This is a genomic window from Vespertiliibacter pulmonis, assembly GCF_013377275.1.
GTDB lineage: Bacteria > Pseudomonadota > Gammaproteobacteria > Enterobacterales > Pasteurellaceae > Vespertiliibacter > Vespertiliibacter pulmonis.
In genome coordinates this window covers 245530-269048 of the sequence record NZ_CP016615.1, presented here as the reverse complement: position 1 = coordinate 269048, position 23519 = coordinate 245530, and the positions used below count along the sequence as shown (strand labels likewise).

The following is a 23519-nucleotide window of genomic DNA, read 5'->3' as shown; positions in this document are numbered from 1 at the left end:
GATGAAATAACCGCTTGTACTTGATTCAGTGCTAACTGTTGTTAGTCATTGTTTCCAATAATTCCTGAATACTTAGCCATTCGATTTCTACCGCTTCAAGTTGTTTTTTAGTTTCTACTTGCTTGGCGAGAGTTTCTGCTAAATATGCTTTGTTTTCGGTTTCATAAATTTCTGGATTAGCTAAAGCCGTTTCAAGCTCTGTGAGACAAGCGGTGAGTTTATCTAGATTATTTTCCAACTGTGTTAATTTTTTTCTAAATGGTGCTGTTTGCTGACGGAGTTCAGCTTCAAGGCGTTTTTGTTCTTTACGATTATTGGCAGAATTATCTGTTACAGCGGTGAGTTCATCGCTATTTTTTGCAATTTCTTGTTTCTGTGTGGCTTTTTCATTGGCACTCAGTTGTGTATTTTGTTCATTTAGCCATTTTTGATAATCATCTAAATCCCCTTTAAACTCATCAACTTTGCTATCGTGAACAAGATAAAACTCATTGATAGTACTGCGTAATAAATGGCGATCGTGCGATACAATAACTAATGAGCCTTCATACTGAGTAAGGGCCTCTGTTAAGGCTTGACGCATATCTAAATCAAGGTGGTTGGTTGGTTCATCTAACAGTAATAGGTTTGGGCGTTGCCAAACAATCAGGGCTAAGACCAAACGTGCTTTTTCTCCGCCTGAAAAGGTTTTAACTGCTTGTTTAACTTTATCTCCGTGAAAATCAAATCCACCAAGATAATTACGTAATTCTTGTTCAGTTTTGGTTGGTGCAATGCGTTCCAAATGCCAAAGGGCAGATTCATCACTGCGTAGTGTATCCAATTGATGTTGGGCAAAATAGCCAAGCTGTACACCTTTAGCAAGTTGAATAGTACCTGACTGTGGTTGCAGTTCACTTGCAAGTAGTTTAATTAAGGTCGATTTTCCTGCCCCATTTCGACCTAGTAAGCCAATTCGAGAGCCAGGTACTAAATTGAATTTCACCGATTGTAAAATTGTTTTATCATCATAACCTGCACTTACTTTTTCCATTGTCAGTAATGGGCTTGGTAATGAGAGGGGAGGCTTAAATGTAAAAGAAAACGGGCTATCAGCATAAGCAGGGGCAATAAGTTCCATCTTTTCAAGCGCTTTCACTCGGCTTTGTGCTTGCTTCGCTTTGCTTGCTTTAGCTTTGAAGCGGTCGATAAAGCTTTGTAAATGTGCAATTTTATGTTGTTGCTGTTGGTAAGCGGATTGCTGTTGAGCTAGTTTTGTAGCACGTTGAATTTCAAAAGATGAATAATTTCCTGTGTAATCATTAAGTTTGTGCTGTTCGATATGTAATACACGGTCAATAATTGGATCAAGGAAATCTCTATCGTGAGAAATGAGTAAAAGCGTTCCTTTATATTGGCTTAGCCAGCGTTCTAGCCAGATAACAGCGTCTAAATCTAAATGGTTTGTGGGTTCGTCTAAGAGTAATAAATCAGAACGGCAGATTAACGCTTGTGCTAAGTTTAACCGCATTCGCCAGCCGCCTGAAAAGGATTTAACTGGGCGTGTAAGTTCTTCACTATTGAAACCTAAACCGTGTAATAATGTTGAGGCTCGAGCTTGGATTGTCCACGCATCAATTGTATCAAGCTGAACATGCAGAGTGGCAATTAAATTGCCGTCATTATCATTATTGGCTTTTTCAAGTTGTGCCATTAAATTAGTGTATTCTCGATCGCCTTGAATAACATATTCTAGCGCTGAAATATCTAACGCAGGTGTTTCTTGATTAACCCACGCAAGCGCCCAATTCTGAGGATATTTTACCTCTCCGCTTTCTGTACTCATCTCTTTTTTAAGGAGTGAAAGAAGCGAAGATTTACCGCACCCGTTTTTACCGACTAAGCCAACTTTTTGCCCAATATGAATTGTAGCGTTGGCATTTTCAAGGAGTATGTTCTGACCCCGTTTTAGGGTTAAATTTGTAAAAAAAATCATTAAAATTTGAATAAGTTACTTGTATTAAGGTTAAATTTAGGCACAATAAGATTCATTTAAAACGAGCAAGGAAAGTTAATGTTTGATTCATTAGTTGTGCAGTTTGTTGTGTTATGGGCAGTAATTGATCCAATTGGTTCAATTCCTGTCTATTTAGCAAAAACCATTGGTCTTTCACCCGATGATCGTCGCAAAATCGCTCGTAATGCGATTCTCATTTCAGCAGGGATTTTACTCTTTTTCTTAATTGTGGGGCAATCTCTTCTTGAAGCAATGCAAATTCCCTTGTCTGCATTCCAAATTGCAGGGGGACTTGTGCTATTACTCTTTGCATTATCAATGATTTTTGGTGAAAGTAAACCTGATCAAGAAATTAAAATGAAGAGTAACCTCGGTGAATTGGCTGTTTATCCACTTGCCGTACCTTCAATCGCTTCTCCAGGAGCAATGATGGCGGTGGTTTTATTAACAGATAATCATCGATATAGTATTTCGGATCAGTTTGTAACCGCAGGTATTATGCTTTCGATTCTACTGGTTACTTATTTACTCTTTTTAATTGCCAATCGTATTCAGCATTTGATTGGAAATGCGGGTGCTGCAATTATTAGTCGTGTAATGGGCTTAATTTTATGTGCAGTTGCGATTAACAATATATTACTTGGTCTGCGTGATTTTATTACGCACGCAGCAGCGTCTTAATTTTATTTCCCTTTCTCAATGAGAGAAAGGGAATTTCTTTTAAATATTTAGTTGAACCTATGTCTTTACTTCCTTTATCTCAAGCGATTGAGCAAATTTTATCTACCTTACCAAGCTCCGTTGAAATTGAGCAGATTTCATTAAATGACGCTGCAAATCGAGTGCTTGCCGAAGATCTTTATTCTCCGTTGAATGTTCCTAATTTTGATAACTCTGCAATGGACGGTTACGCACTACGTTTGCAAGATTTATTGTCTAACCAACCGCTTGTCGTAGTTGGAAAAGCTTTTGCAGGAAGCCCGTTTGTTGGCGAAATTAATCAAGGGCAGTGCGTGCGTATTATGACGGGAGCAAAAATTCCTGTTGGAGCAGACACTGTAATTATGCAAGAAAATGCGGAATTAGATGAAAATAACAACGTCATTTTTACTTGTCAGCCAAAACTTGGCGAGAATATTCGTCGTGTTGGCGAAGATATTGCACAAGACGAGTTAGTTTTGGAAAAAGGTAGTCGATTGAATGTAACTACCTTACCGTTATTAGCCTCTTTAGGGATTGCACAAGTCTCAGTTTTTCGAAAAGTAAAGGTGGCGATTTTATCAACGGGCGATGAATTAGTCAGTGTCGGCAACCCGTTACAAGATGGAAAAATTTACGATACCAATCGCTTTGCTGTTAGGCTTTTATTAGAAAAATTACATTGTGAAGTGATTGATTACGGCATTTTACCTGATGATCCAACAATATTTGAACAGACTTTTATTAAAGCACAGCAAAATGCAGATGTATTAATTACTAGTGGTGGTGTCTCCGTAGGGGAAGCCGATTTCACCAAAACGGTCTTAGAGAAATTAGGTAAGATAGGTTTTTGGAAAATTGCAATGAAACCAGGTAAGCCGTTTGCTTTTGGTAAGCTAGATAATGCTTGGTTTTTTGGCTTACCAGGTAATCCTGTTTCCGCATTGGTTACATTTTATCAATTAGTCCAACCTGCTTTATTAAAATTAGCAGGCGCAAAAGCACAAGATATTTCTCAATTCTCTCCAACCTTAATGGCGTATAGCCTTGAACCATTAAAAAAAGCTAGCGGACGGCAAGATTTCCAACGTGGTTTTTACTTTGTAAATGAGCAAGGAGAGCTGGTTGTTAAAGCAGTAGGGCATCAAGGCTCGCATATTTTTAGTGCTTTTAATGAAAGTAACTGTTTTATTGTGCTTGAAGCTGAACGTGGGAATGTGGCTACGGGTGAGAAAGTTACTATTCAGCCATTTAATCCACTATTGAAATAGGAAAAGAAGATGAATTTACTGAAAGTGGGGGAGCAAGCCCCAGATTTTACATTGCTAGATCAAGATGAACAGCCTGTTTCGTTAAGTCAATTTCGGGGGCAACGTGTATTAGTCTATTTTTATCCAAAAGCCTTAACGCCAGGCTGTACTACACAAGCCTGTGGCTTACGAGATAGCAAATCAGAACTTGATGACCTCAATGTTGTCGTTTTGGGAATTAGCCCCGATTTACCTAAAAAATTATCACAATTTATTGAAAAAAAAGCGTTAAATTTTACGTTGTTGTCAGACCCCGATCATCAAGTGGCTGAAAAGTTTGGCGTATGGGGCGAGAAAACGTTCTTAGGTAAAACCTATGATGGTATTCATCGCATTAGCTTTTTAGTGGGAACAAGCGGTCAGATTGAAGCTGTTTTTAGCAAATTTAAAACAGCAAATCATCATCAGCTCGTCATTGATTTTGTAAAAGGATTAAGTAGTGGCAAATAAAGCAGTATTTTTAGATCGAGACGGGACAATCAATGTTGATCACGGTTATGTTCACCAAATTGATGATTTTCAGTTTATTGATGGTGTGATTGAGGCAATGCTCGCTTTAAAGAAAAAAGGCTATTTGTTGGTTTTAGTTACAAACCAATCGGGCATTGCTCGGGGTTATTTTACGGAAGAACAATTTTTACGTCTTACGGAATGGTTTGACTGGTCGCTGGCGGATCGAGGTGTCGATTTTGACAGCATTTATTATTGCCCCCATCACCCCGAAGGATTAGGCGAATACAAAGAAGATTGTGATTGCCGTAAGCCAAAAGCAGGAATGTTTCTACAAGCTATTAAAGAGCTAAATATTGACCCTGCTCAGTCTATTATGGTTGGTGATAAATTAGAAGACCTATTAGCAGCGGAAAAGGCTGGTGTAGGTACAAAAATTTTAGTGCGAACAGGAAAAAGTATTACACCTGAAGCAGAAGAGAAAGCAGATAAGCTATTGGATAGCTTGGCGGATTTGCCTAATTTGCTATTTAAGTGGTAGCTTCAGAATAAATTTTGTAATATAACTAAAAGTGTAAAATTAACTCATAAACCTTAAGGAGGATTGTAATGTCAGCAGATAAACTTCAATCATTAACAGAGATATTTAATCAGAAATTCTTTCGGATCCCTGATTTTCAACGAGGCTATTCGTGGCAAAAGCCCCAACTTGAAGCTTTTTGGGGGGATTTAGATGATTTAACAGAAGATAGGGTGCATTATACGGGCGTTTTAACTGTGAAAGCTATTAAAAATGTTGATGAAATAGATTCTTGGCTAGTTAAGGACAAAAAGTTTGAAGCATTCTATGTTATAGATGGGCAACAAAGGCTAACAACATCAATTATCCTGATTAATGAAATTTTAAATGAACTTGTTGAAAAAGAGCATATTCTTCCAGAGAAAAAATTAAAATGGCAAGAGAAATTTTTATTTAAAAAATACAATGAATATTCTATTTCTTATATTTTTGGTTATGAGAGTGATGATCCCAGTAATGAATTTTTTAAGACAGAAATTTTGAAACAAGAATCTTCAAGTAAAATTGATAAAAGAGATACGCTTTACACGTCTAATTTAGCAAATGCAAAAGAATTTTTTAAAGAAAAATTAGAAGGTTTAGATAAAGATAAATTACGAACAATTCTAATAAAATTGAGTGAGAAATTTAAGTTTAATTTTTCTAAAGTAAATGATGAATTTGATATTCATGTAATGTTTGAAACAATGAATAATAGGGGAAAACCATTATCAAATTTAGAATTATTAAAAAATAGATTGATTTATTTATCTACTTTTTTATCTGATGAAAACGGAAGAAACTTTCTTAAGAAAGAGATAAATGACAGGTGGAAAACTATTTATGAATATTTAGGCAAGGATAAAGATAACCCTATGGATGATGATGATTTTCTGTATCACCATTGGATAATGTATTTTCAGTATAATAGAAATGAAGCATCAGCATATGCAAAATATTTACTTGGTAAGCATTTTACCGCTAAAAAAATTAGAGATGGTGAGCTTAGCTTTAACGATATACATAAATATATAAGAAGTCTTTCTCAGTCTGTGGAATATTGGTTTTATCTTTACAATCCAAAGAGTTCAAATTATAGCGATGACATTCAAAAATGGATAGAAAAGCTTAATCGATTAGGAATGCGAGCTTTTGCACCGTTATTGATAGTAATAATGATAAAGTATAGCAATAATGAGTTTGATAAAGAACAATTTATAAAACTTTTAAAATCCGTAGAAAGATTTAATTTCCTTATATTTAATATTTCTAGAAAAGCTTCAAATACAAAAAATACTTATTTTTATAAACTGGCTAATCAGTATTATTTTAGTAAAGATAATATAAAAACTATTGATAACATAATTGATGAAGTAGATAAATTAATAAATAGCGAACTCAGTCTTGGGGGATTTTATAATTTTATTGAAGAAAAATTTAAAAACTCGGAAGGGTTTTATAAGTGGGACGGGCTAAAGTATTTTCTTTTTGAGTATGAACTTGAGTTACAAAAAGAGCATAATAAAGAAAAGGTAATTTGGGAAGAGTTCAATAAGAAGAAAAAAGAGGAGTCAATAGAGCATATTTATCCTCAAAATCCAAAAGATGGAGAATGGGAGGCTATGTCGAAATATAATGAGGTAGAAAGAGGATATTTATTAAATACGCTAGGAAATTTACTTTTACTTAAACGATCAAAAAACTCTTCACTTCAGAATAAATGTTTTAGTTTAAAGAAAAAAGATCCAAAAGATGAAAATGGATTTTATAATGGCTCTAACAGTGAAATAGAGGTTGATCAGTATGAAGATTGGACTCCTGTAGAATTATTAGAGCGGGGGAAAAAGATGCTTGAATTTTTAGAGAAAAGATGGAATATTAAGTTCGAAGATCATGATAAGTTATTAAAATTAGATTTTCTTAATAAAAAATCTGAAGATAAGAAAAATTAATTATTAATAGTTTTATTGTAAAAAAGCGGGAAATTCCCGCTTTTTTTATTTGCAAATTATTGGATGAATCTCACCGCTTATTCGCTATTTTTATTATTCCATACGTCAGGATTAACGCCACGTTTTATTAAATTTGGGTAATTTTCAACATTGAATACGGGGTCTTTACCTGCTTTTAACTGTTTTTGGTAGTCTTTTAGCACTAACCAGACGATTGGAGAAAGCAGAACGATAGAGACAAGATTGATCATTGCCATTGATGCCATTACTGTGTCAGCAAATGCCCATACAATACCGCCGTCACGTACTGCACCGAAATAAACAAAGAATAATACTAATAAACGGAAAATGAGTACCATTGTAGGCTTGTTACGAATATAACGAACATTACTTTCGGCATAGGCGTAGTTACCGATAATTGAGGTATAGCAGAAAAGTAAAATAATAAAAGCAAGGAAATGTAAGCCAAATTCACCGACGTGGAATTCTAATGCTTTTTGAGTGAGTGAAACGGCTTTTAGTTGTTCACCGCCGTAATCGTTAGACATTAAAATGATAATAGCTGTACAAGTACAAACAATAATGGTATCAACAAAAACGCCTAACATTTGAATTAGCCCTTGGCTTGCAGGGTGTTTTGCATCAGAAGTTGCCGCAGAGTTTGGGGCAGAACCCATACCCGCTTCATTTGAGAATAGTCCACGTTTAATACCGAGTAGCATTGCTTTAGAAAATAACGCACCGAATATTCCTCCTGCCATTGCAGAAAAATCAAAGGCACTGTGAATAATATTGCTTAATACCGCAGGCACTTTTTCAATATTCATTCCTAAAATGATGAGTGCCATTAGTAGATAAAAAAGTGCCATAATAGGTACAATTTTAGCTGATACTTGCCCGATACGCTTTACACCACCAAAAATAATAGCTGCGGTGAGTACCACTAAAATAATGCCCACATAGGTAGGATCCCACTCCCACGCATTGCGTGTTGCTTCCACAATAGAGTTAGCTTGAACGGCATTAAACGCAAAACCAAAGGTAAAAATAAGTGTGATAGCAAAGGCAACAGCAAGCCACGGAGCTTTTAACCCTTTGGAGATATAATAGGCAGGGCCACCACGGAACATTCCGTCTGGATCACGAATTTTATATACTTGTGCAAGAGATGATTCAGCAAAGGCGCTACTCATACCGATTAAAGCAGTAATCCACATCCAAAATACAGCACCTGGACCACCAAGAGCAATGGCGGTTGCGACCCCACCAATATTCCCTACGCCAACACGGCTAGCAAGCCCAGTGGTAAATGCTTGGAAAGGGGTCAAAGAGTCACCACTAGAAGCACGGCCAAACCACATTTCACGAATACTTTGTGGCAATAAGCGAAGCTGTACAACGCCTGTTCCAATCGTAAATAATAAACCTGTACATATTAGGGTAATAGTTGTGATATCCCAAAGTGGACCGTCGATATTATCAACGATCCATTGTAGGGCATTTTCGAACATTGTAACAATGCTATCCATAGAATTAAGACCTCATTTGATTCAATATAAGGATTTATTCTAATCGTTTTGTTACAAATTAAAAAGTTTTTAATACATTTTATAAAGAAAAGTAATGCTAACGTTTAAAAAGCAGGGAACTTGTTTCAATAAAACTTCCGTGAAGTAGGGTAAATCCGAAGCCGATTAAGATAAAGCTGAATAACAATTTTAATAGTAAAACTAACCGCTTGTTTGTTTGCATAGAAAAGTACCATCGGCTTGCTTGAATGGCTTTATGGCGAGAAAAAAAGACTAAACTAGCAAAAATGGTGAGAGTTAGCCCTGTTCCAACCGCCATTATTAATGCGGCAGCCACACCCCATAAATATAAATTGAGAGTGTAAGCGAGAAATAGCACTAAAATTGCCCCTGTACAAGGGCGTAAGCCAATGCTGAAAACAACAATCCACATTGATTTCCAGTCTTGAATTTGTTCCATTTCTTGTGCATTTGGTAAGTGTCGATGGCCACATCCGCAATTTTCTGAATGAATATGCGGTGTATGGTTTACCGCAAATCCGATAGGTTGCTGTGGGCGAATTTGATGTATAACAAGCGGTTTGATTTTTGTTTTTTTTGCAATGAGAGAACGTAGGGCTTGCACAAGCCAGTATAGTCCAAATAGTATCATCAAAGTGAAACTACCACGTTCTACCCATTTTAGCGTTAAGTTAAAATAGTGGCGAGATAGGGTAAAAATTACGACAATCACAGTTACCAATGTAACAGCAACTAAGCCTTGAACAATCGCAGATAACCAGGTGATTTTTAGCGTTTGGGGGAGCTTTGTTTGTTCCAAAGAGAGATAGCTTGTGAGAATAAATTTACCGTGTCCTGGCCCTACGGCATGAAAAACACCATATAGAAAGCTAATAATAAGCAGGGTTGTGCCTGCTTGATAAGGGCTTTCATTGATATTGCGTAATGCCCCTGAAATTTGGAGATTAAAATTTTTCTGCCAGTCCAGTATTTGAAATAGAATGAGTGGATAGGCACGGTAAAGTGCAAAAATGAGTAGCAAACTGGCCGCTATACCGAGAGCATATTTCGTTTTTATTGACATATAATTTTTACCTTCTGTGCAAATTGTGCCCCGAGCGATTGGCTCATATCATCAGGCATATCGGGACTAGCGGTTTTATCCAACCCTGAAGCATATAAACGCAAAGATTGATTTACTTTTGGCTCTTCTAATGACACTTTACAGAGATTTTGTTCGGTACTGCTGAGATCACTAAATTTTTCATACCCCATATAGAGATAGTAACTTGGTTCAAAAGTAAATAACATAAATGAATGGCCTTTTACCTCTTGTGGTTTAGCAAGGGCTAATTCAAAGTGGTAGTAAATTCGGTTATCGTCAATTGTAATAGACGGACTAACAGGTTGAGCTTTAAATTTTAGCGGTGTTTTTTTATCGTCATAAAGTTCGCTAAAGTAGTGGTTATTTACAGCAGACTCATTGAGTTCAGCGGTAATTTTTTGTTTTGCCTTTTGTTTATCTTTACTTTGATTGATTTCATAAATCAGCTCAGCGGAGGTAATTTCATCTAAAATCCACGTCATCGCAAAACCATTTAGCTTATCATTTTCAATAAGCACTTTATTTTTCATATCTAAAAAAGAATGAGGGTGGGAAAATGCGGAAAGACTAAAAAGTGAGAACAAAAGGGCAAAAAATATTTTCATTGGCTACCTAATCTGCAAAATATTGGGGGAATTAAACCGCTTGATACACAGAAGACAAAAAAGCGAACAGAAAGTTCTGTTCGCTTTGAAAAAAGGTGAGTTGGTCGATAAGCCGAGTTCTGTCGTGGACAATCATTCCTCTAGGCGTACATTCACACATACGCTCAAGCAACCTACCCGAATCCCAAGCGGGCAACTCGTTGGATTCCTATTTGGTCTTGCTACGAGTGGAGTTTACCTTGCTGTGAACTGTTGCCAGCCACACGGTGCGCTCTTACCGCACCCTTTCACCCTTACCAACCTAAGTTGGCGGTCTACTCTCTGTTGCACTTGTCGTGGGCTCACGCCCCCCAGGCGTTACCTGGCACTCTGCCCTGTGTAGCTCGGACTTTCCTCTCGTTTACTTGTCCCCTAGTTTACGCTTTCACGAATTTGAGGGCTTCAATAAACCAGCGATTGTCTAACCAACTCATATTTGGGAGTATATCGGAGTTCACTAGGGATTGCAAAAACTCTTTCTAACCAATTTGGTACTTTATTTTTTACATACTGGGAAAGACGGCGATTGAACATTGGTGTATTCAATATATTTAGTCCCACCAACTAAACCACTAAAAAAAGTTTGGGTTGCTTTTAAATAATTATTACTGACCGAAGTGAATTCTATGTTAGACCAACGTCCGATAAAAATAGCATTAAGATCAACTTTATTTTTGCCGGTTGTTTCTAATTTGTAACGTTCTACCTTAATTAAAGCACGAACTAAATCTTCTGTTCCTGGTTGTTTTTCTTCCGCATCCTTAGCAATTTTTTCAATAAGTTGTCCGAAAGTTCCTTTATTTTTTGTCTTGTAATTATTTAAATGATCACAGCTATATCGATATAAAGTAGCATTTCCATCAGCGGTGATTTTTAAAACATTAGCAACATCATCTTGTGGCTTCATTGCCCAATATTTATTATAGATTTGTGGAGATAATAAACTCGCATCGAAAGCGTAATTTCCACTAGGTGCAACGCAACCTGTAAGAAATATAGTGGTAAGAATGGTTGAAAGTGCGTATTTGAGTTTCATAATTTTGCTGATATGTGGACAATAGATAAAATAAAAGGGCTAAAAATTATATTTAATAGCCCTATATTCGTTATTGATTATAAATAAAATTTCTCAATAAAATTTAATTTATCATCTAATTTTAAGATTAACGGCTGACCAGTTGGGATCTCAAAATCCATAATATCTTCATCAGAAATGCCGATAATGTGTTTTGCTAAAGCTCTTAATGAATTACCGTGAGCGGTTACAAGTACACGTTTGCCTGAAAGTAGCGCTGGCGCAATTTGATCTTCCCAAAATGGTAATACACGCTCGAGGGTAATTTTCAAGTTTTCCGCATTTGGAATTACATCAGAAGGTAGGTGAGCATAACGGCGATCGTTATGTGCTGAATTTGGATCTGCTGGGTCTAAATCTGGAGGAGAAATATCGTATGAACGACGCCAAATATGTACTTGTTCATCACCATATTTTTCTGCCGTCTCTTTTTTATCTAAGCCTTGTAATGCACCGTAATGACGTTCGTTTAAACGCCAGTTTTTCACTTGTGGAATCCAAAGTTGGTTAGATTCTTCTAACACGATATTACAGGTTTTGATTGCTCGAGTGAGAACAGAAGTGAATGCGATATCAAATTCATAGCCCGCATCTAATAATTTTTTACCTGCCGATTTGGCTTCTTCAATGCCTCGTTCAGTAAGATTCACATCACGCCAGCCAGTAAATAAATTTTTTGCGTTCCATTCACTAAAGCCGTGGCGAATAAAGACTAATTCCATAGTTTCTCCTAATTGAAAGTTAATAAGTCTAACTTGTTCTTTATAACAAAATTTACTGATTTTTTAAATATTTCTCCGTGTTTTCTTTGATATTACACTAATTTTTATAATTTTTTGTTAGACAATCGATAAGATTTCTGATGTTTTGCAGAATTTAGAGCGAATCTCACCGCTTTCTTTTTTATTTTGGGGAAATTTCGGGTACAATCCACCGATTATTTCTTTTATATTATTTAACCACTTAAAGACAGGACATTTACTGCCCTTATGAAAATGCAGAATATTCGTAATTTTTCAATTATTGCCCATATTGACCACGGAAAATCAACGCTTTCAGACCGTTTGATCCAAACTTGTGGTGGGTTATCTGATCGTGAAATGGAAGCTCAAGTGCTTGATTCAATGGATTTAGAGCGTGAGCGTGGTATTACCATTAAAGCTCAAAGTGTAACCTTAAATTATAAAGCCAACGATGGTGAAACTTATCAGCTAAATTTTATTGATACGCCAGGGCATGTGGATTTCTCCTATGAAGTTTCTCGTTCTCTTGCCGCTTGTGAAGGAGCATTGTTGGTTGTTGATGCAGGGCAAGGAGTTGAGGCTCAAACCTTGGCAAACTGCTATACGGCTATTGAGATGAATTTAGAAGTTGTGCCAATCTTAAATAAGATCGATTTACCCGCCGCAGAGCCTGAGAGAGTGGCAGAAGAAATTGAGGATATTGTTGGAATTGATGCAATGGAAGCAGTACGTTGTTCTGCTAAAACAGGGGTGGGCATTGATCTTGTTTTAGAAGAAATTGTCGCAAAAATTCCTGCGCCAGAGGGCGATCCAGATGCGCCATTACAAGCGTTAATTATTGATTCTTGGTTCGATAATTATTTAGGGGTTGTTTCCCTTGTACGTGTAAAAAATGGTGTCATTAAAAAAGGCGATAAGATTAAAGTAATGAGCACAGGACAGTCTTATAACGTAGATCGCCTTGGTATTTTTACGCCAAAACAAGTAGATACTACAGAATTAAAAACAGGTGAAGTGGGCTGGGTAGTTTGTGCAATTAAAGATATTTTAGGTGCACCTGTTGGCGATACGCTAACCTCTCACCACCATTCAGCAGAGGAAGCTTTGCCAGGGTTTAAGAAAGTAAAACCACAAGTTTACGCAGGGCTTTTCCCTATTAGTTCTGACGATTACGAAGCATTTCGTGATGCACTTGGTAAACTAAGTTTAAATGACGCATCATTATTTTATGAGCCTGAAAATTCAACAGCATTAGGTTTTGGTTTCCGTTGTGGTTTCCTTGGCTTATTGCATATGGAAATTATTCAAGAGCGTTTAGAACGTGAGTATGATCTTGATTTAATTACCACAGCCCCAACGGTAGTCTATGAAGTGGAACAAACCAATGGTGAAGTTGTCTATATTGATAGCCCATCAAAATTGCCACCGATTAGTAATATTGCGGAAATTCGTGAACCGATTGCAGAATGTAATATGCTTGTACCACAAGCATACTTAGGAAATGTTATTACATTATGCGTTGAAAAGCGTGGTGTGCAAACAAATATGGTTTATCACGGTAATCAGATCGCATTAACTTATGAGATTCCAATGGGTGAAGTTGTTCTCGATTTCTTTGACCGTTTAAAATCAACTTCTCGTGGTTATGCGTCCCTAGATTATGGTTTTAAGCGATTCCAAACAGAGGATATGGTGCGTGTTGATATTATGATTAATGGTGAGCGTGTTGATGCGTTAGCCTTAATCGTACATAAGGCGAATGCACCTTATCGAGGTCGTGAGCTAGTGGAAAAAATGAAAGAATTGATTCCTCGTCAGCAGTTTGATATTGCTATTCAAGCCGCAATTGGTAACCATGTTATTGCTCGTTCAACGGTGAAACAGTTGCGTAAAAATGTATTAGCAAAATGTTACGGTGGTGATGTAAGTCGTAAGAAAAAGCTCTTACAGAAGCAAAAAGAAGGTAAAAAGCGAATGAAATCGCTCGGTAATGTGGAAGTTCCACAAGAAGCATTCTTAGCCATTTTACATGTTGGAAAGGATTAAGATCATTTGTAAGCGGTTAGATGTGTAAAAGTTTTATAAAACAGACCGCTTGTATCACTATTAAATAAGGAGAAATAGATGGCAAATTTTCTGCCAATCATTTTTATCGCAGTGTTATATGGTATTTGGAAAGGATTAGATTCAATGGAATTACCCAATACCATTTCAATTATTTTAGTCGGGTTAGTGATTATTTGTGGGATTTTTGCGGGATTTTATCAATTCAGTGCAAATCCACGCCGTAAAGCTAAGATTTTACGTGAAGAAAAACGTTTAGGGCGTGAATTGACCAAGGAAGAATTGCAAGATATTCAGCCTCGTTCCGTGATTGGTGAATTTTTAGCATCACTTTTTGGGGTTCTGTTTGTTGTGACGATTATTCGTTCTTTCTTATTTGAACCATTCCAAATTCCGAGTGGTTCAATGGAACCAACTTTAAGAGTGGGAGACTTTTTGATCGTTGAAAAATATGCTTATGGGATTAAAGATCCGATTTGGCAAAATACATTAATTGAAACGGGTAAACCTCAACGGGGTGATGTTGTCGTGTTTAAAGCACCCAAGCATCCACATATAGATTATATTAAACGAGTAATTGGTGTTGGGGGAGATAGAGTAAAATATAATTTTGAGACTCAAGATTTAACCGTTACCCACGGCGATACGGGGGAAGTTAATGTATTTAAATATAGTGAAGGTAAACCAAATCCTGATTTCTTCTACCACGGAGATATGCAAGTAGAGCGTACCGAGCAGGGCGATGTTACTCATCAAATTTTGAATAATCCAATGCCATTTAATTACGCCCCTTATTTTTATAAGCAAGCAGACTTAGCTGATGGGGAATGGATTGTTCCACAAGGACATTATTTTGTGATGGGTGATAACCGTGATAACAGCGAGGATAGTCGTTTCTGGGGATTTGTACCAGAAAAGAATATGGTTGGTAAAGCAACCTGGTTATGGCTTAGCTTAGATAAAAAAGCGAATGAATTTCCAACAGGAATTCGATTTGAGAGAATGTTTACCCCGATTAAATAATTCAGACAACCTCTGAAAGAGGGATATTAAACAAAATGATGCAGTTAGAACGATTACAGAAAACGTTAGGCTATCAATTTACAGACTTAGCCTATCTGAAACAAGCTTTAACGCACCGTAGTGCAGCAATGAAAAATAATGAACGCCTTGAATTTTTAGGTGATTCTATTTTGAATTTTGTCATTGGTAAGGCGTTATATGAAAAATTTCCAGCAGCAAATGAAGGTGAGTTAAGCCGAATGCGTGCTGCCTTGGTTAAGGAGGAAACCCTTGCTGTGATTGCTCGTCAATTTGATTTAGGGGAGTATTTAAAATTAGGGGCTGGGGAGTTAAAAAGTGGTGGTTATCGACGAGAGTCGATTTTGTCAGATTGCGTGGAAGCGATAATCGCTGCAATTTATCTTGATTCAAATATTGAAATAGCTGAAAAGCAGGTAAATGTTTGGTATCAAGATCTCTTAATGCAAATGAAACCAGGCGAAGCTCAAAAAGATCCTAAAACCCGTTTACAAGAATTTTTGCAAGGACGAAAACTACCGCTACCTGATTATCAAGTAATGGAAATTAAAGGTGAAGCTCATAATCAGCAATTTAAAGTAAGCTGTAAAATAGCAAATGTTGAACAGCTATTTATTGGTATTGGTACAAGCCGCCGTAAGGCAGAGCAGAATGCTGCAGAGCAAGTAATTAACCAGTTAGAGATTAAGTAATAAATAACAAGCGGCGAGTTATATTGTATAATAAATATACATCGCGAGTCTTTTTAATTAAAGAGAATATAATGACAGAACAAAAAACATATTGTGGCTTCATTGCTATTGTTGGTCGTCCGAATGTTGGCAAATCAACGTTATTAAATAAAATTTTAGGGCAGAAAATTTCGATTACTTCCCGAAAAGCACAGACGACTCGCCACCGAATTTTAGGCATTAAAACGGAAGGAGCTTATCAAGAAATTTATGTGGATACTCCAGGGCTACATATTGAAGAAAAGCGGGCAATTAACCGCTTGATGAACCGTGCAGCAAGTAGTGCGATCACTGATGTCGATATGGTTGTTTTTGTGGTTGAAGGTACAAAATGGACCGATGATGATGAAATGGTGCTAAATAAATTACGAGGGACAAGTGTTCCCGTAGTTTTGGTTATCAACAAAATTGATAATGTTAAAGAGAAGGAAGAGTTACTTCCACATATTATCAAATTAAGTGAACAATTCCCTTTTAAAGATATTATTCCGATTTCAGCTCAACGTGGTAAAAATGTTCATATTCTTGAAAAATTAGTGAGAGAATCTTTGCGTGAAGGAACTCATCATTATCCAGAAGATTATGTGACGGACCGTTCTCAGCGTTTTATGGCATCTGAAATTATCCGTGAGAAATTAATGCGGTTTATGGGAGAAGAGCTACCTTATGCTGTTACCGTTGAAATTGAACAGTTTAAAGTGAATGAAAGAGGCACTTACGAAATCAATGGAGTAATTTTAGTTGATCGTGAAGGGCAGAAAAAAATGGTCATCGGTAGTAAAGGGCAAAAAATCAAAGTTATTGGGACAGAAGCTCGTGCAGATATGGAACGTTTATTTGATAGTAAAGTTCACCTCGAGCTTTGGGTAAAAGTGAAAGCTGGTTGGGCTGATGATGAGCGAGCCTTGCGTAGTCTGGGTTATATTGACGAGTAAGAACACTAAATTATCCTAAATAAAAGATGCTGATAATGAGATATTTTATTATCAGCATTTTTACATTTAGCTATCTAATGTGCCGTAATAAATTATGAATATATTACAACGAGGCTTTGTATTGCACCGCCGTGAATATAGTGAAACTAGCTTATTAGTTGATTTTTTCACGGAAAATGAGGGAAGGATTACATTGCTAGCCAAAGGCGCTCGCCGTCCCCGTTCGCCACTAAAAGCATTGTTACAGCCTTTTACGCCGTTATTTTTGCATTGGGGAGGAAAAGGGAATCTCAAAACATTACTTAAGGCTGAATCCGCTTCATTAACTCTACCAATGACAACTCTTGCGTTATATAGTGGTTTTTATGTTAATGAAGTTTTGGTGAGAGTATTAGAAAATCAGACGGCATATCCTGATCTTTTTCAGCATTATTTACAATGTATCACATTGCTAGCAAGCCAACCTGATAACCTTGAGCCAACATTACGAACTTTTGAGTTTAGGGTATTAAAAGCATTGGGATATGGAGTAGATTTTACCCATTGTGCAGCGACAGGAAAAGAAGTTGATCCTGAAATGTCTTATCAATTTTATGAAGACCGAGGATTTGTTGCATCGTTGTTAGCGAATAATCGAATGTTTTTAGGTAAAGATTTATTAGCATTTGATGTGTTTGATTTTAGTGAAAAGGCGACTCAACAAGCAGCGAAACGTTTTACGAGAATTGCTTTAAAGCCCTATTTAGGTAATACGCCGTTGAAAAGTAGAGAATTATTTCAAACTATTTTGCCCTATCAGTTAAAAAGTGGGTAAACAAGCGGTGAGATTTCCCCGTTTTTTTGCGATACTCTCACGTAAAATAGGTTCAAAAAAATCATAATCTACCAAAAAAGCATCGTGTCCAAAGCTTGAATAAAATTCGTGGTATTTAACGTTTACACCAGCATTCAACAACCGTTTATGGCTCTTATGTAGATCAATTTGTTTAAATAATTGATCACTTGTTACTCCAACTAATGTATAATTAGCTTGAATTCTACTGAGTGCTTCTTGCTCGTTATTAAACCCAAAGGTTGGATCGTACAAATCTAATGCCCTAAGTAAACGTATATAGCTGTTAGCATCAAAACGGTCTAAAAATTTTACACCTTGATAGCTTAAATAAGATTCAACTTGAAAATAATCTCCCCAAATTGCCGCTTGTTGCTTTGTCTCACGCCCAAAGGCTTTTTCTAATTGTATATCGGTACGGTAAGTTAGCATACCTAACATTCGTGCAAGTTTTAAGCCGTGAGTTGGGGGAGATTTGTCATAGTAATCGCCATTATTAAAATTAGGATCATTAATAATTGCTTGACGCATAATATGATTAAAACCAATGGCCTCGGCACTCAAGGTGAGCGATGAGCAAAGGTTGATGATATTATCCATAAACTCTGGATAAAAAATCCCCCATTGAGTTGCTTGCATTCCGCCAAATGAACCGCCTACTACAGCTTTTAAATGAGGAATATTGAGCTTATCAAGAAGTGCCTTTTGCACTCTAACAATATCTTGTACCGTAATTGCTGGAAATGTACTGCCATAAGGGCGCTGGGTTTGAGAATTGATTGACATTGGCCCTGTTGTGCCTTTACAGCCACCGAGTACGTTTGAGCAGATAAAAAAATAACGATTAGTATCAAAAGCGAGATTAGGGCCAATAAAATCTTGCCACCAACCTTTATCTGTAAGCGAGTTATGATATGGTTCTGCATCGCCTGTTAATGCGTGGCATAGTAATACTGCATTATCTTTATTTGCGTTGAGGGTACCATACGTTTGATAAGCAACATCAATTGGTGAAAGTGTTCCACCTAAAGCTAATTTCAGAGGAAAATCGTGAAAAAGTGTGATGGTTTGTGCCATAGTATCCTTAAATTACAAAATGTTTACGAAATTTTACTGTTTGCACATTGGATAATGACTAACTTATCTATTGTAAATAGCCTTGTCAAGAAAATTTAGGCATCTATACGTCCATGATTTAGGGTTATATAATTACTTGCTTTTTCTTTTAGCTCCGTTATGCTATTCCCCATTTTATTTTTCATGTAGAGATTATGCAGACACATCAACCAGTTAAGGCTGCTCTTGCGATTGTTACTGCAGGCATTCTTTTTGCTTGTATCAATACTTTAATTCCTAAATTAACGTCAATTTCACCTATTGATTCTAGTGTAATTGCGTTAATGCAGTATTTAGTCGCTTTTCTATTTTTATTACCGAGTATGATAAAAATGGGGTTCACTCAATCGTTAAGGACCAAACATTTTGGGCAGCACTGTTTTCGAGTTTTTTTATCAGCCATCGGAATACAATGTTGGACAATGGCATTAACTCACCCAATTCCAATTTGGCAGGGCATTGCATTACTGATGACTTCCCCGCTATTTGTTACGATTGGTTCAGGTCTGTTACTTAAAGAAAAAGTAGATCAAAAACGTTGGATAGCTACGTTATTAGGCTTTATTGGAGCGATGATTATTTTGGAACCTTGGTCTGATAGTTTTGATTGGATTGTTTTATTACCCGTAGCAGCTGCATTCTTTTGGGCGTGTTATTCATTGATGGTGAAAAAATTATCTAGTGAAGATTCTCCGACTACAATGGTTGCTTACCTATTTATTTTAATTACCCCGTTTAATCTTTTAATCGCAATGACAGATTTAAGCCCTACGGGTTTTCATTTATTATCAATGAGTGATTTGGGGTGGTTAATTTTATTGGGCTTTTTTACAGCATTAGCACAATTAGCCGTGGCTAAGGCATATAGCTTAGCTGATGCCTCTTATATTCAACCTTTTGATTTTATTAAATTACCGTTAAATGTCTTAGCAGGTTGGTTTGTATTTAATTGGGTGCCGCCTGGTAAATTATGGTTGGGTGCTGGTATTATTATTATTGCTACAATGTATATTACTCAAGTAGAAGCAAAGCTTGCTAAACAACAAGTTAAATGACAGAACAGAATCATTCAAATAAACAAAGTAAATTTAAAGTAACCTTGTTTTCGTTACTACGCAAGGTTATATATTTTTTTCGTTTTGCGATTAAATGGGGATTGATTCCATTAGTGGTTTTTGTTTTGTTGATTGATATTAGTACAAGCTATCTTGTTAAAGAAAGCATTTTTACAGATATTGAAAAATTACCTAAGAGAGAATACGCTGTGGTATTAGGCACAGCTAAGTTTTATCCATCAGGTATGCCAAATTTGTATTATAAATATCGGTTAGCTGCAGCAAGAGAGATTTATCGCAATAAAAAGGCCGACTATTTTTTAATGAGTGGTGATAATAAAACCCCTTATTATAATGAACCTAAAATGATGACCGATGATTTGCGTAAAATGGGGGTCGATCGTTCCATAATTCAGCAAGATTATTCAGGCTTTAATACCTTAGATTCAATTATTCGAGCCAATAAAGTTTTTAAATTAAAGCCATTTACGATTGTGTCGCAACGTTTCCATTGTGAACGAGCATTAGTTATAGCTAAATTTCATCATATTGATGCGATCTGTTTTGTTGCAAAATATCCAGAAAAACATTATTGGGTGCGTCTGCGAGAGTCTATTGCTCGGGTTGCAATGGTGCTAGATCTGTTAAGAGGAGCAGATGCTAGTAGTTTAGCTGAATCAAAAATAGTTAAGCCGATAAATTCTAGCACTAAGATAATAAAATAATGGCAGAATAAATCGCCATAAGATAAATGCCTATGGCGATTTGTATTTTGAATGTATTATTCTGATTCTACTAATGTTTTCAAACTTTCGTCTGCTCGGCGAGCTTCTCCTTTATGTTTTTGTTTATTCAGTTGAGCTTCAAGTTTTACTTCGACATCATGTATCGCTTTGTATAAATCATGATCTTGAGCTTTAGCAAAAAGATCTCCTACAGGTGTGCCGATAGCGGCTTCTACTTCGTAGCCATTGGGCTGTTTGTGGATCATAAAATGTGGGTTAATAAGCTGGGTTTGCCATTTATTCAATTTTGCTAAACGTTCTTCAATGTAAGCACGAATTGTTGGGGTAATATCCATTTGTTTGCTTGAAATATTGATTGTCATCACATTTTCCTCTTGTTAGAGACCATATTGGTCAATGAATGATATTCCAGAAAGTATGCTTTTTAACTGAAAATTTCAATCTATTAGACGGATAAAAAACGCAAAAGTTTGATCTACTTAACACTTTTTTATTGTTTTGGACTATAATTCGTGCTAATCAATTGCGATTAGCATAAGAGAATGACTGCGAATGACAGAAAAAAAATTACTCCCGTTTCAACTTACTTTTTTGCGTCCTAAATACTGGGGGCTTTGGGTTGGATTAGGTCTATTTCGACTAGTATTATGTTTGCCCTATCCATTGTTAGTGATTATTGGTAAAGGATTGGGGAGATTGTTTGCTCATCTTAAATTTGGTAAACGTAGAATAAATATAGCTCGGCGTAATTTGGCCCTTTGTTTTCCAGAATACTCTATGGAACAGCGGGAGAAAATTTTGGCTGATAATATTCATTCTGTTGGAATGGCAATTATTGAAACGGGAATGGCGTGGTTTTGGTCGGATAAACGGATTTTAAAATGGTCAAAAATTGAAGGGTTAGAACATTTAAAACAAAATGAGCATACGGGAGTAGTTTTAGTTGGCGTTCATTTTTTAACGCTAGAGCTTGGAGCAAGAATTGTTGGGCTACATCATCAAGGCGTTGGGATCTATCGTCCTAATGATAATTTGTTGTTTGATTGGCTACAATACCGTGGACGAGTACGTTCGAATAAAGGAATGGTTGATCGTAAAGATTTACGAGGAATGATAAAAGCTTTACGAGCGAATGACACAATTTGGTATGCGCCCGATCACGATTATGGACGGAAAAATAGTGTGTTTGTACCATTTTTTGCGGTACAGCAGGCTTGTACAACAACAGGAAGTTATATGTTATTGCGTTCAGCACCAAATAGTGTTGTTATTCCTTTTACTCCAATGCGTAATTATGATTATTCAGGCTATACGGTAAAAATTAGTCCTGTAGTAGATTTTAGTGAATGCACGAATGAAATTGATACGGCAACTCAAATGAATAAAGTGGTAGAGACGGAAATTCTTAAAGCGATAAGTCAATATATGTGGCTTCATCGCCGTTTTAAAACTCGTCCTAGTGAAGATGAGCCAAGCTTGTATTGACAAGCGGTGAGATATAACGAAATTTAGTAAAAGGATAACGAATGTCAAAAATTAAAATTGTATTAGCCACAAGTAATGCAGGAAAAGTACGGGAAATGGCTGATGTACTCAATGAACTCGGCTTTGAGGTGATTGCTCAAAGCGACTTTGGTATTTCAAGCCCAGAAGAAACGGGGCTGACTTTTGTAGAAAACGCGTTAATTAAAGCTCGCTATGCATCAAAAATGACAGGGTTACCTGCAATTGCTGATGACTCTGGACTTTCTGTTGATGCTCTTGGTGGGCAACCTGGGTTATATTCGGCTCGTTATGCAGGAATAGATGGCGATGATCAAGCGAACCGTGCTAAGTTATTACAAGCTCTTGCCAATGTTGATGAAACGGCACGAACAGCGAAGTTTGTCAGTTGCCTAGTATTTTTACAATCTGAAACAGATCAAACTCCTAGAATTGCACTTGGCGAATGTTCAGGTGTAATTCTAGCCGAAGAACGAGGAAAAAATGGTTTTGGTTACGATCCATTATTTTTTTATCCCCCTAAAAATTGTACCTTTGCTGAATTAGAATCAACAGAGAAAAAAAAGGTGTCTCATCGAGCGATGGCATTGGCATCATTAAAACAACAGCTTAAGGAGCAATTATGATTATTAGTACTACCCCAACAATTCAAAATCACGATATTATTGAATATAAAGGCCTAGTTTTTGGTGAAGTTGTTTCAGGTGCAAACATTGTGCGTGATTTCTTTGCAAGTATTACCGATATTATAGGTGGGCGTTCAGGCTCTTATGAGCGTAAAATTAGTGCATCTCGTGAAGATGCATTACGAGAGCTTGAAGAAAATGCCCGTAAATTAGGTGCAAATGCCATAATAGGGGTGTCTTTTGATTATTCAGCTCTTGGCACAAAAAGTATGTTTGTCATTGTGGCAACGGGTACTGCGGTTGTAATTCGATAATGTGGCAAAATAATTCAGCGATCGAACCGCTATTTTGGCAGAAAAAATCGCTGTTAGAAATGAATGAAGTTGAATGGGAAGCCTTGTGTGATGGTTGTGGTAAGTGCTGTTATCGTAAATATATTCAAGGCAGAGGAAAACGAGAGAAACTTTATTACACCGCCGTAGCTTGTAATTTATTGGATATAGAAACAGGTAGGTGCAGTAATTATGCTAATCGTTTTAAACTTGAAACGGACTGCACTAAGCTTACAAAAAAGAATTTACCTGATTTTGGTTGGTTACCGAAAACCTGTGCTTATCGTTTGATTTATGAAGGTAAGCCGTTATTTGATTGGCACCCATTGATTTCTAACGATCCAAATTCTGTTAAAAATGCCAATATCTTAATTAAGAATGGTATTCACGAACAAAATGTCATCGATTGGTTTGAATTTGTTATTGATGACGTATAACAAGCGGTCTGTTCCAAGTATTTTTTGCTGTTGGGGTGA

At 36.6% G+C, this 23519-nt stretch carries 24 protein-coding genes and 1 other RNA gene; 16 read left to right on the top strand and 9 right to left on the bottom strand.

Annotated elements, in window-relative coordinates; genetic code table 11:
• Positions 1-31 precede the first annotated feature (31 nt).
• Complete coding sequence (locus tag A6B43_RS01375) at positions 32-1975, bottom strand: ABC transporter ATP-binding protein (protein ID WP_124210806.1); 1944 nt, start codon at positions 1973-1975, stop codon at positions 32-34.
• A gap of 78 nt (positions 1976-2053) precedes the next feature.
• On the opposite strand from A6B43_RS01375, the gene A6B43_RS01370 reads away from it, so the two are divergent.
• From A6B43_RS01370 to A6B43_RS01350, 5 genes are all read left to right on the top strand, one after another.
• Complete coding sequence (locus A6B43_RS01370; protein WP_124210805.1) at positions 2054-2677, top strand: MarC family protein; 624 nt, start codon at positions 2054-2056, stop codon at positions 2675-2677.
• Positions 2678-2736: 59 nt separating this feature from the next.
• Positions 2737-3966: a molybdopterin molybdotransferase MoeA gene (gene moeA, locus A6B43_RS01365; RefSeq protein WP_124210804.1), complete on the top strand. Its 1230-nt coding sequence runs from the start codon at positions 2737-2739 to the stop codon at positions 3964-3966.
• 9 nt (positions 3967-3975) lie between these two features.
• Positions 3976-4455, top strand: a complete 480-nt coding sequence (gene bcp / locus A6B43_RS01360; RefSeq protein ID WP_124210803.1) for a thioredoxin-dependent thiol peroxidase — start codon at positions 3976-3978, stop codon at positions 4453-4455.
• Positions 4445-4996 (top strand): D-glycero-beta-D-manno-heptose 1,7-bisphosphate 7-phosphatase, encoded by a 552-nt coding sequence (gmhB, locus tag A6B43_RS01355; protein WP_124210802.1) that lies wholly within the window; start codon positions 4445-4447, stop codon positions 4994-4996. Before bcp ends, gmhB begins: the two co-directional genes overlap by 11 nt.
• A gap of 68 nt (positions 4997-5064) precedes the next feature.
• The gene (locus A6B43_RS01350; protein WP_124210801.1) at positions 5065-6966 is read left to right on the top strand and encodes a DUF262 domain-containing protein; all 1902 of its coding nucleotides are present in this window, start codon (positions 5065-5067) and stop codon (positions 6964-6966) included.
• 77 nt (positions 6967-7043) lie between these two features.
• Here A6B43_RS01350 and A6B43_RS01345 read toward each other — a convergent pair whose 3' ends face one another.
• The 6 genes from A6B43_RS01345 to A6B43_RS01320 all read right to left on the bottom strand — a co-directional run bounded on the left by A6B43_RS01345 (position 7044) and on the right by A6B43_RS01320 (position 12041).
• Positions 7044-8495 carry an alanine/glycine:cation symporter family protein gene (locus A6B43_RS01345; protein WP_124210800.1) on the bottom strand — a complete coding sequence of 484 codons (1452 nt, stop codon included), beginning with the start codon at positions 8493-8495 and terminating at the stop codon, positions 7044-7046.
• A 97-nt stretch (positions 8496-8592) separates the two neighbouring features.
• Complete coding sequence (locus A6B43_RS01340; protein WP_124210799.1) at positions 8593-9579, bottom strand: nickel/cobalt transporter; 987 nt, start codon at positions 9577-9579, stop codon at positions 8593-8595.
• Positions 9570-10205 carry a DUF1007 family protein gene (locus tag A6B43_RS01335; protein WP_124210798.1) on the bottom strand — a complete coding sequence of 212 codons (636 nt, stop codon included), beginning with the start codon at positions 10203-10205 and terminating at the stop codon, positions 9570-9572. Before A6B43_RS01335 ends, A6B43_RS01340 begins: the two co-directional genes overlap by 10 nt.
• A gap of 92 nt (positions 10206-10297) precedes the next feature.
• An RNA gene (rnpB, locus tag A6B43_RS01330) (RNase P RNA component class A) lies at positions 10298-10677 on the bottom strand.
• Positions 10678-10740: 63 nt separating this feature from the next.
• The gene (locus A6B43_RS01325) at positions 10741-11280 is read right to left on the bottom strand and encodes a hypothetical protein (protein ID WP_124210797.1); all 540 of its coding nucleotides are present in this window, start codon (positions 11278-11280) and stop codon (positions 10741-10743) included.
• Between the two features lie 77 nt (positions 11281-11357).
• A complete protein-coding gene (locus tag A6B43_RS01320; RefSeq protein WP_124210796.1) occupies positions 11358-12041 on the bottom strand; it encodes a 2,3-diphosphoglycerate-dependent phosphoglycerate mutase in 684 nt (227 codons plus the stop codon).
• A gap of 273 nt (positions 12042-12314) precedes the next feature.
• Here A6B43_RS01320 and lepA point away from each other — a divergent pair, with 273 nt between their 5' ends.
• The 5 genes from lepA (at position 12315) to recO (ending at position 17647) form a co-directional block, all read left to right on the top strand.
• Positions 12315-14108 carry a translation elongation factor 4 gene (gene lepA, locus A6B43_RS01315; protein WP_124211029.1) on the top strand — a complete coding sequence of 598 codons (1794 nt, stop codon included), beginning with the start codon at positions 12315-12317 and terminating at the stop codon, positions 14106-14108.
• Between the two features lie 78 nt (positions 14109-14186).
• Positions 14187-15149: a signal peptidase I gene (lepB, locus tag A6B43_RS01310; RefSeq protein WP_124210795.1), complete on the top strand. Its 963-nt coding sequence runs from the start codon at positions 14187-14189 to the stop codon at positions 15147-15149.
• 38 nt (positions 15150-15187) lie between these two features.
• Positions 15188-15859, top strand: coding sequence for a ribonuclease III (gene rnc, locus A6B43_RS01305; RefSeq protein ID WP_124211028.1), 672 nt, complete (start codon positions 15188-15190; stop codon positions 15857-15859).
• A 71-nt stretch (positions 15860-15930) separates the two neighbouring features.
• Positions 15931-16833, top strand: a complete 903-nt coding sequence (gene era, locus A6B43_RS01300; RefSeq protein ID WP_124210794.1) for a GTPase Era — start codon at positions 15931-15933, stop codon at positions 16831-16833.
• 94 nt (positions 16834-16927) lie between these two features.
• Positions 16928-17647: a DNA repair protein RecO gene (gene recO / locus A6B43_RS01295; protein WP_124210793.1), complete on the top strand. Its 720-nt coding sequence runs from the start codon at positions 16928-16930 to the stop codon at positions 17645-17647.
• Here recO and metX read toward each other — a convergent pair.
• A complete protein-coding gene (gene metX, locus A6B43_RS01290) occupies positions 17633-18742 on the bottom strand; it encodes a homoserine O-acetyltransferase MetX (protein ID WP_124210792.1) in 1110 nt (369 codons plus the stop codon). The genes recO and metX overlap by 15 nt on opposite strands.
• Positions 18743-18936: 194 nt before the next feature.
• On the opposite strand from metX, the gene A6B43_RS01285 reads away from it, so the two are divergent.
• Together A6B43_RS01285 and A6B43_RS01280 are read left to right on the top strand one after the other, a co-directional pair.
• Complete coding sequence (locus A6B43_RS01285) at positions 18937-19836, top strand: DMT family transporter (protein ID WP_124210791.1); 900 nt, start codon at positions 18937-18939, stop codon at positions 19834-19836.
• Positions 19833-20561 (top strand): SanA/YdcF family protein, encoded by a 729-nt coding sequence (locus A6B43_RS01280; RefSeq protein WP_124210790.1) that lies wholly within the window; start codon positions 19833-19835, stop codon positions 20559-20561. The genes A6B43_RS01285 and A6B43_RS01280 overlap by 4 nt, the downstream gene beginning before the upstream one ends.
• Positions 20562-20617: 56 nt before the next feature.
• On the opposite strand, the gene hpf is transcribed toward A6B43_RS01280, so the two are convergent.
• Positions 20618-20944 (bottom strand): ribosome hibernation-promoting factor, HPF/YfiA family, encoded by a 327-nt coding sequence (gene hpf / locus A6B43_RS01275; protein ID WP_124210789.1) that lies wholly within the window; start codon positions 20942-20944, stop codon positions 20618-20620.
• Positions 20945-21134: 190 nt separating this feature from the next.
• Between hpf and A6B43_RS01270 the strand changes: the two genes are divergently transcribed.
• The 4 genes from A6B43_RS01270 to A6B43_RS01255 are packed head-to-tail and all read left to right on the top strand — an operon-like array spanning position 21135 to position 23480.
• Positions 21135-22067, top strand: coding sequence for a Kdo(2)-lipid IV(A) acyltransferase (locus A6B43_RS01270; protein ID WP_124210788.1), 933 nt, complete (start codon positions 21135-21137; stop codon positions 22065-22067).
• A 41-nt stretch (positions 22068-22108) separates the two neighbouring features.
• Positions 22109-22711 (top strand): XTP/dITP diphosphatase, encoded by a 603-nt coding sequence (locus A6B43_RS01265; RefSeq protein WP_124210787.1) that lies wholly within the window; start codon positions 22109-22111, stop codon positions 22709-22711.
• Positions 22708-23025: a YbjQ family protein gene (locus A6B43_RS01260; RefSeq protein WP_124210786.1), complete on the top strand. Its 318-nt coding sequence runs from the start codon at positions 22708-22710 to the stop codon at positions 23023-23025. The genes A6B43_RS01265 and A6B43_RS01260 overlap by 4 nt, the downstream gene beginning before the upstream one ends.
• Entirely contained in the window at positions 23025-23480 is a 456-nt protein-coding gene (locus A6B43_RS01255; protein WP_124210785.1) for a YcgN family cysteine cluster protein, read from the top strand. Before A6B43_RS01260 ends, A6B43_RS01255 begins: the two co-directional genes overlap by 1 nt.
• Positions 23481-23519 lie beyond the last annotated feature (39 nt).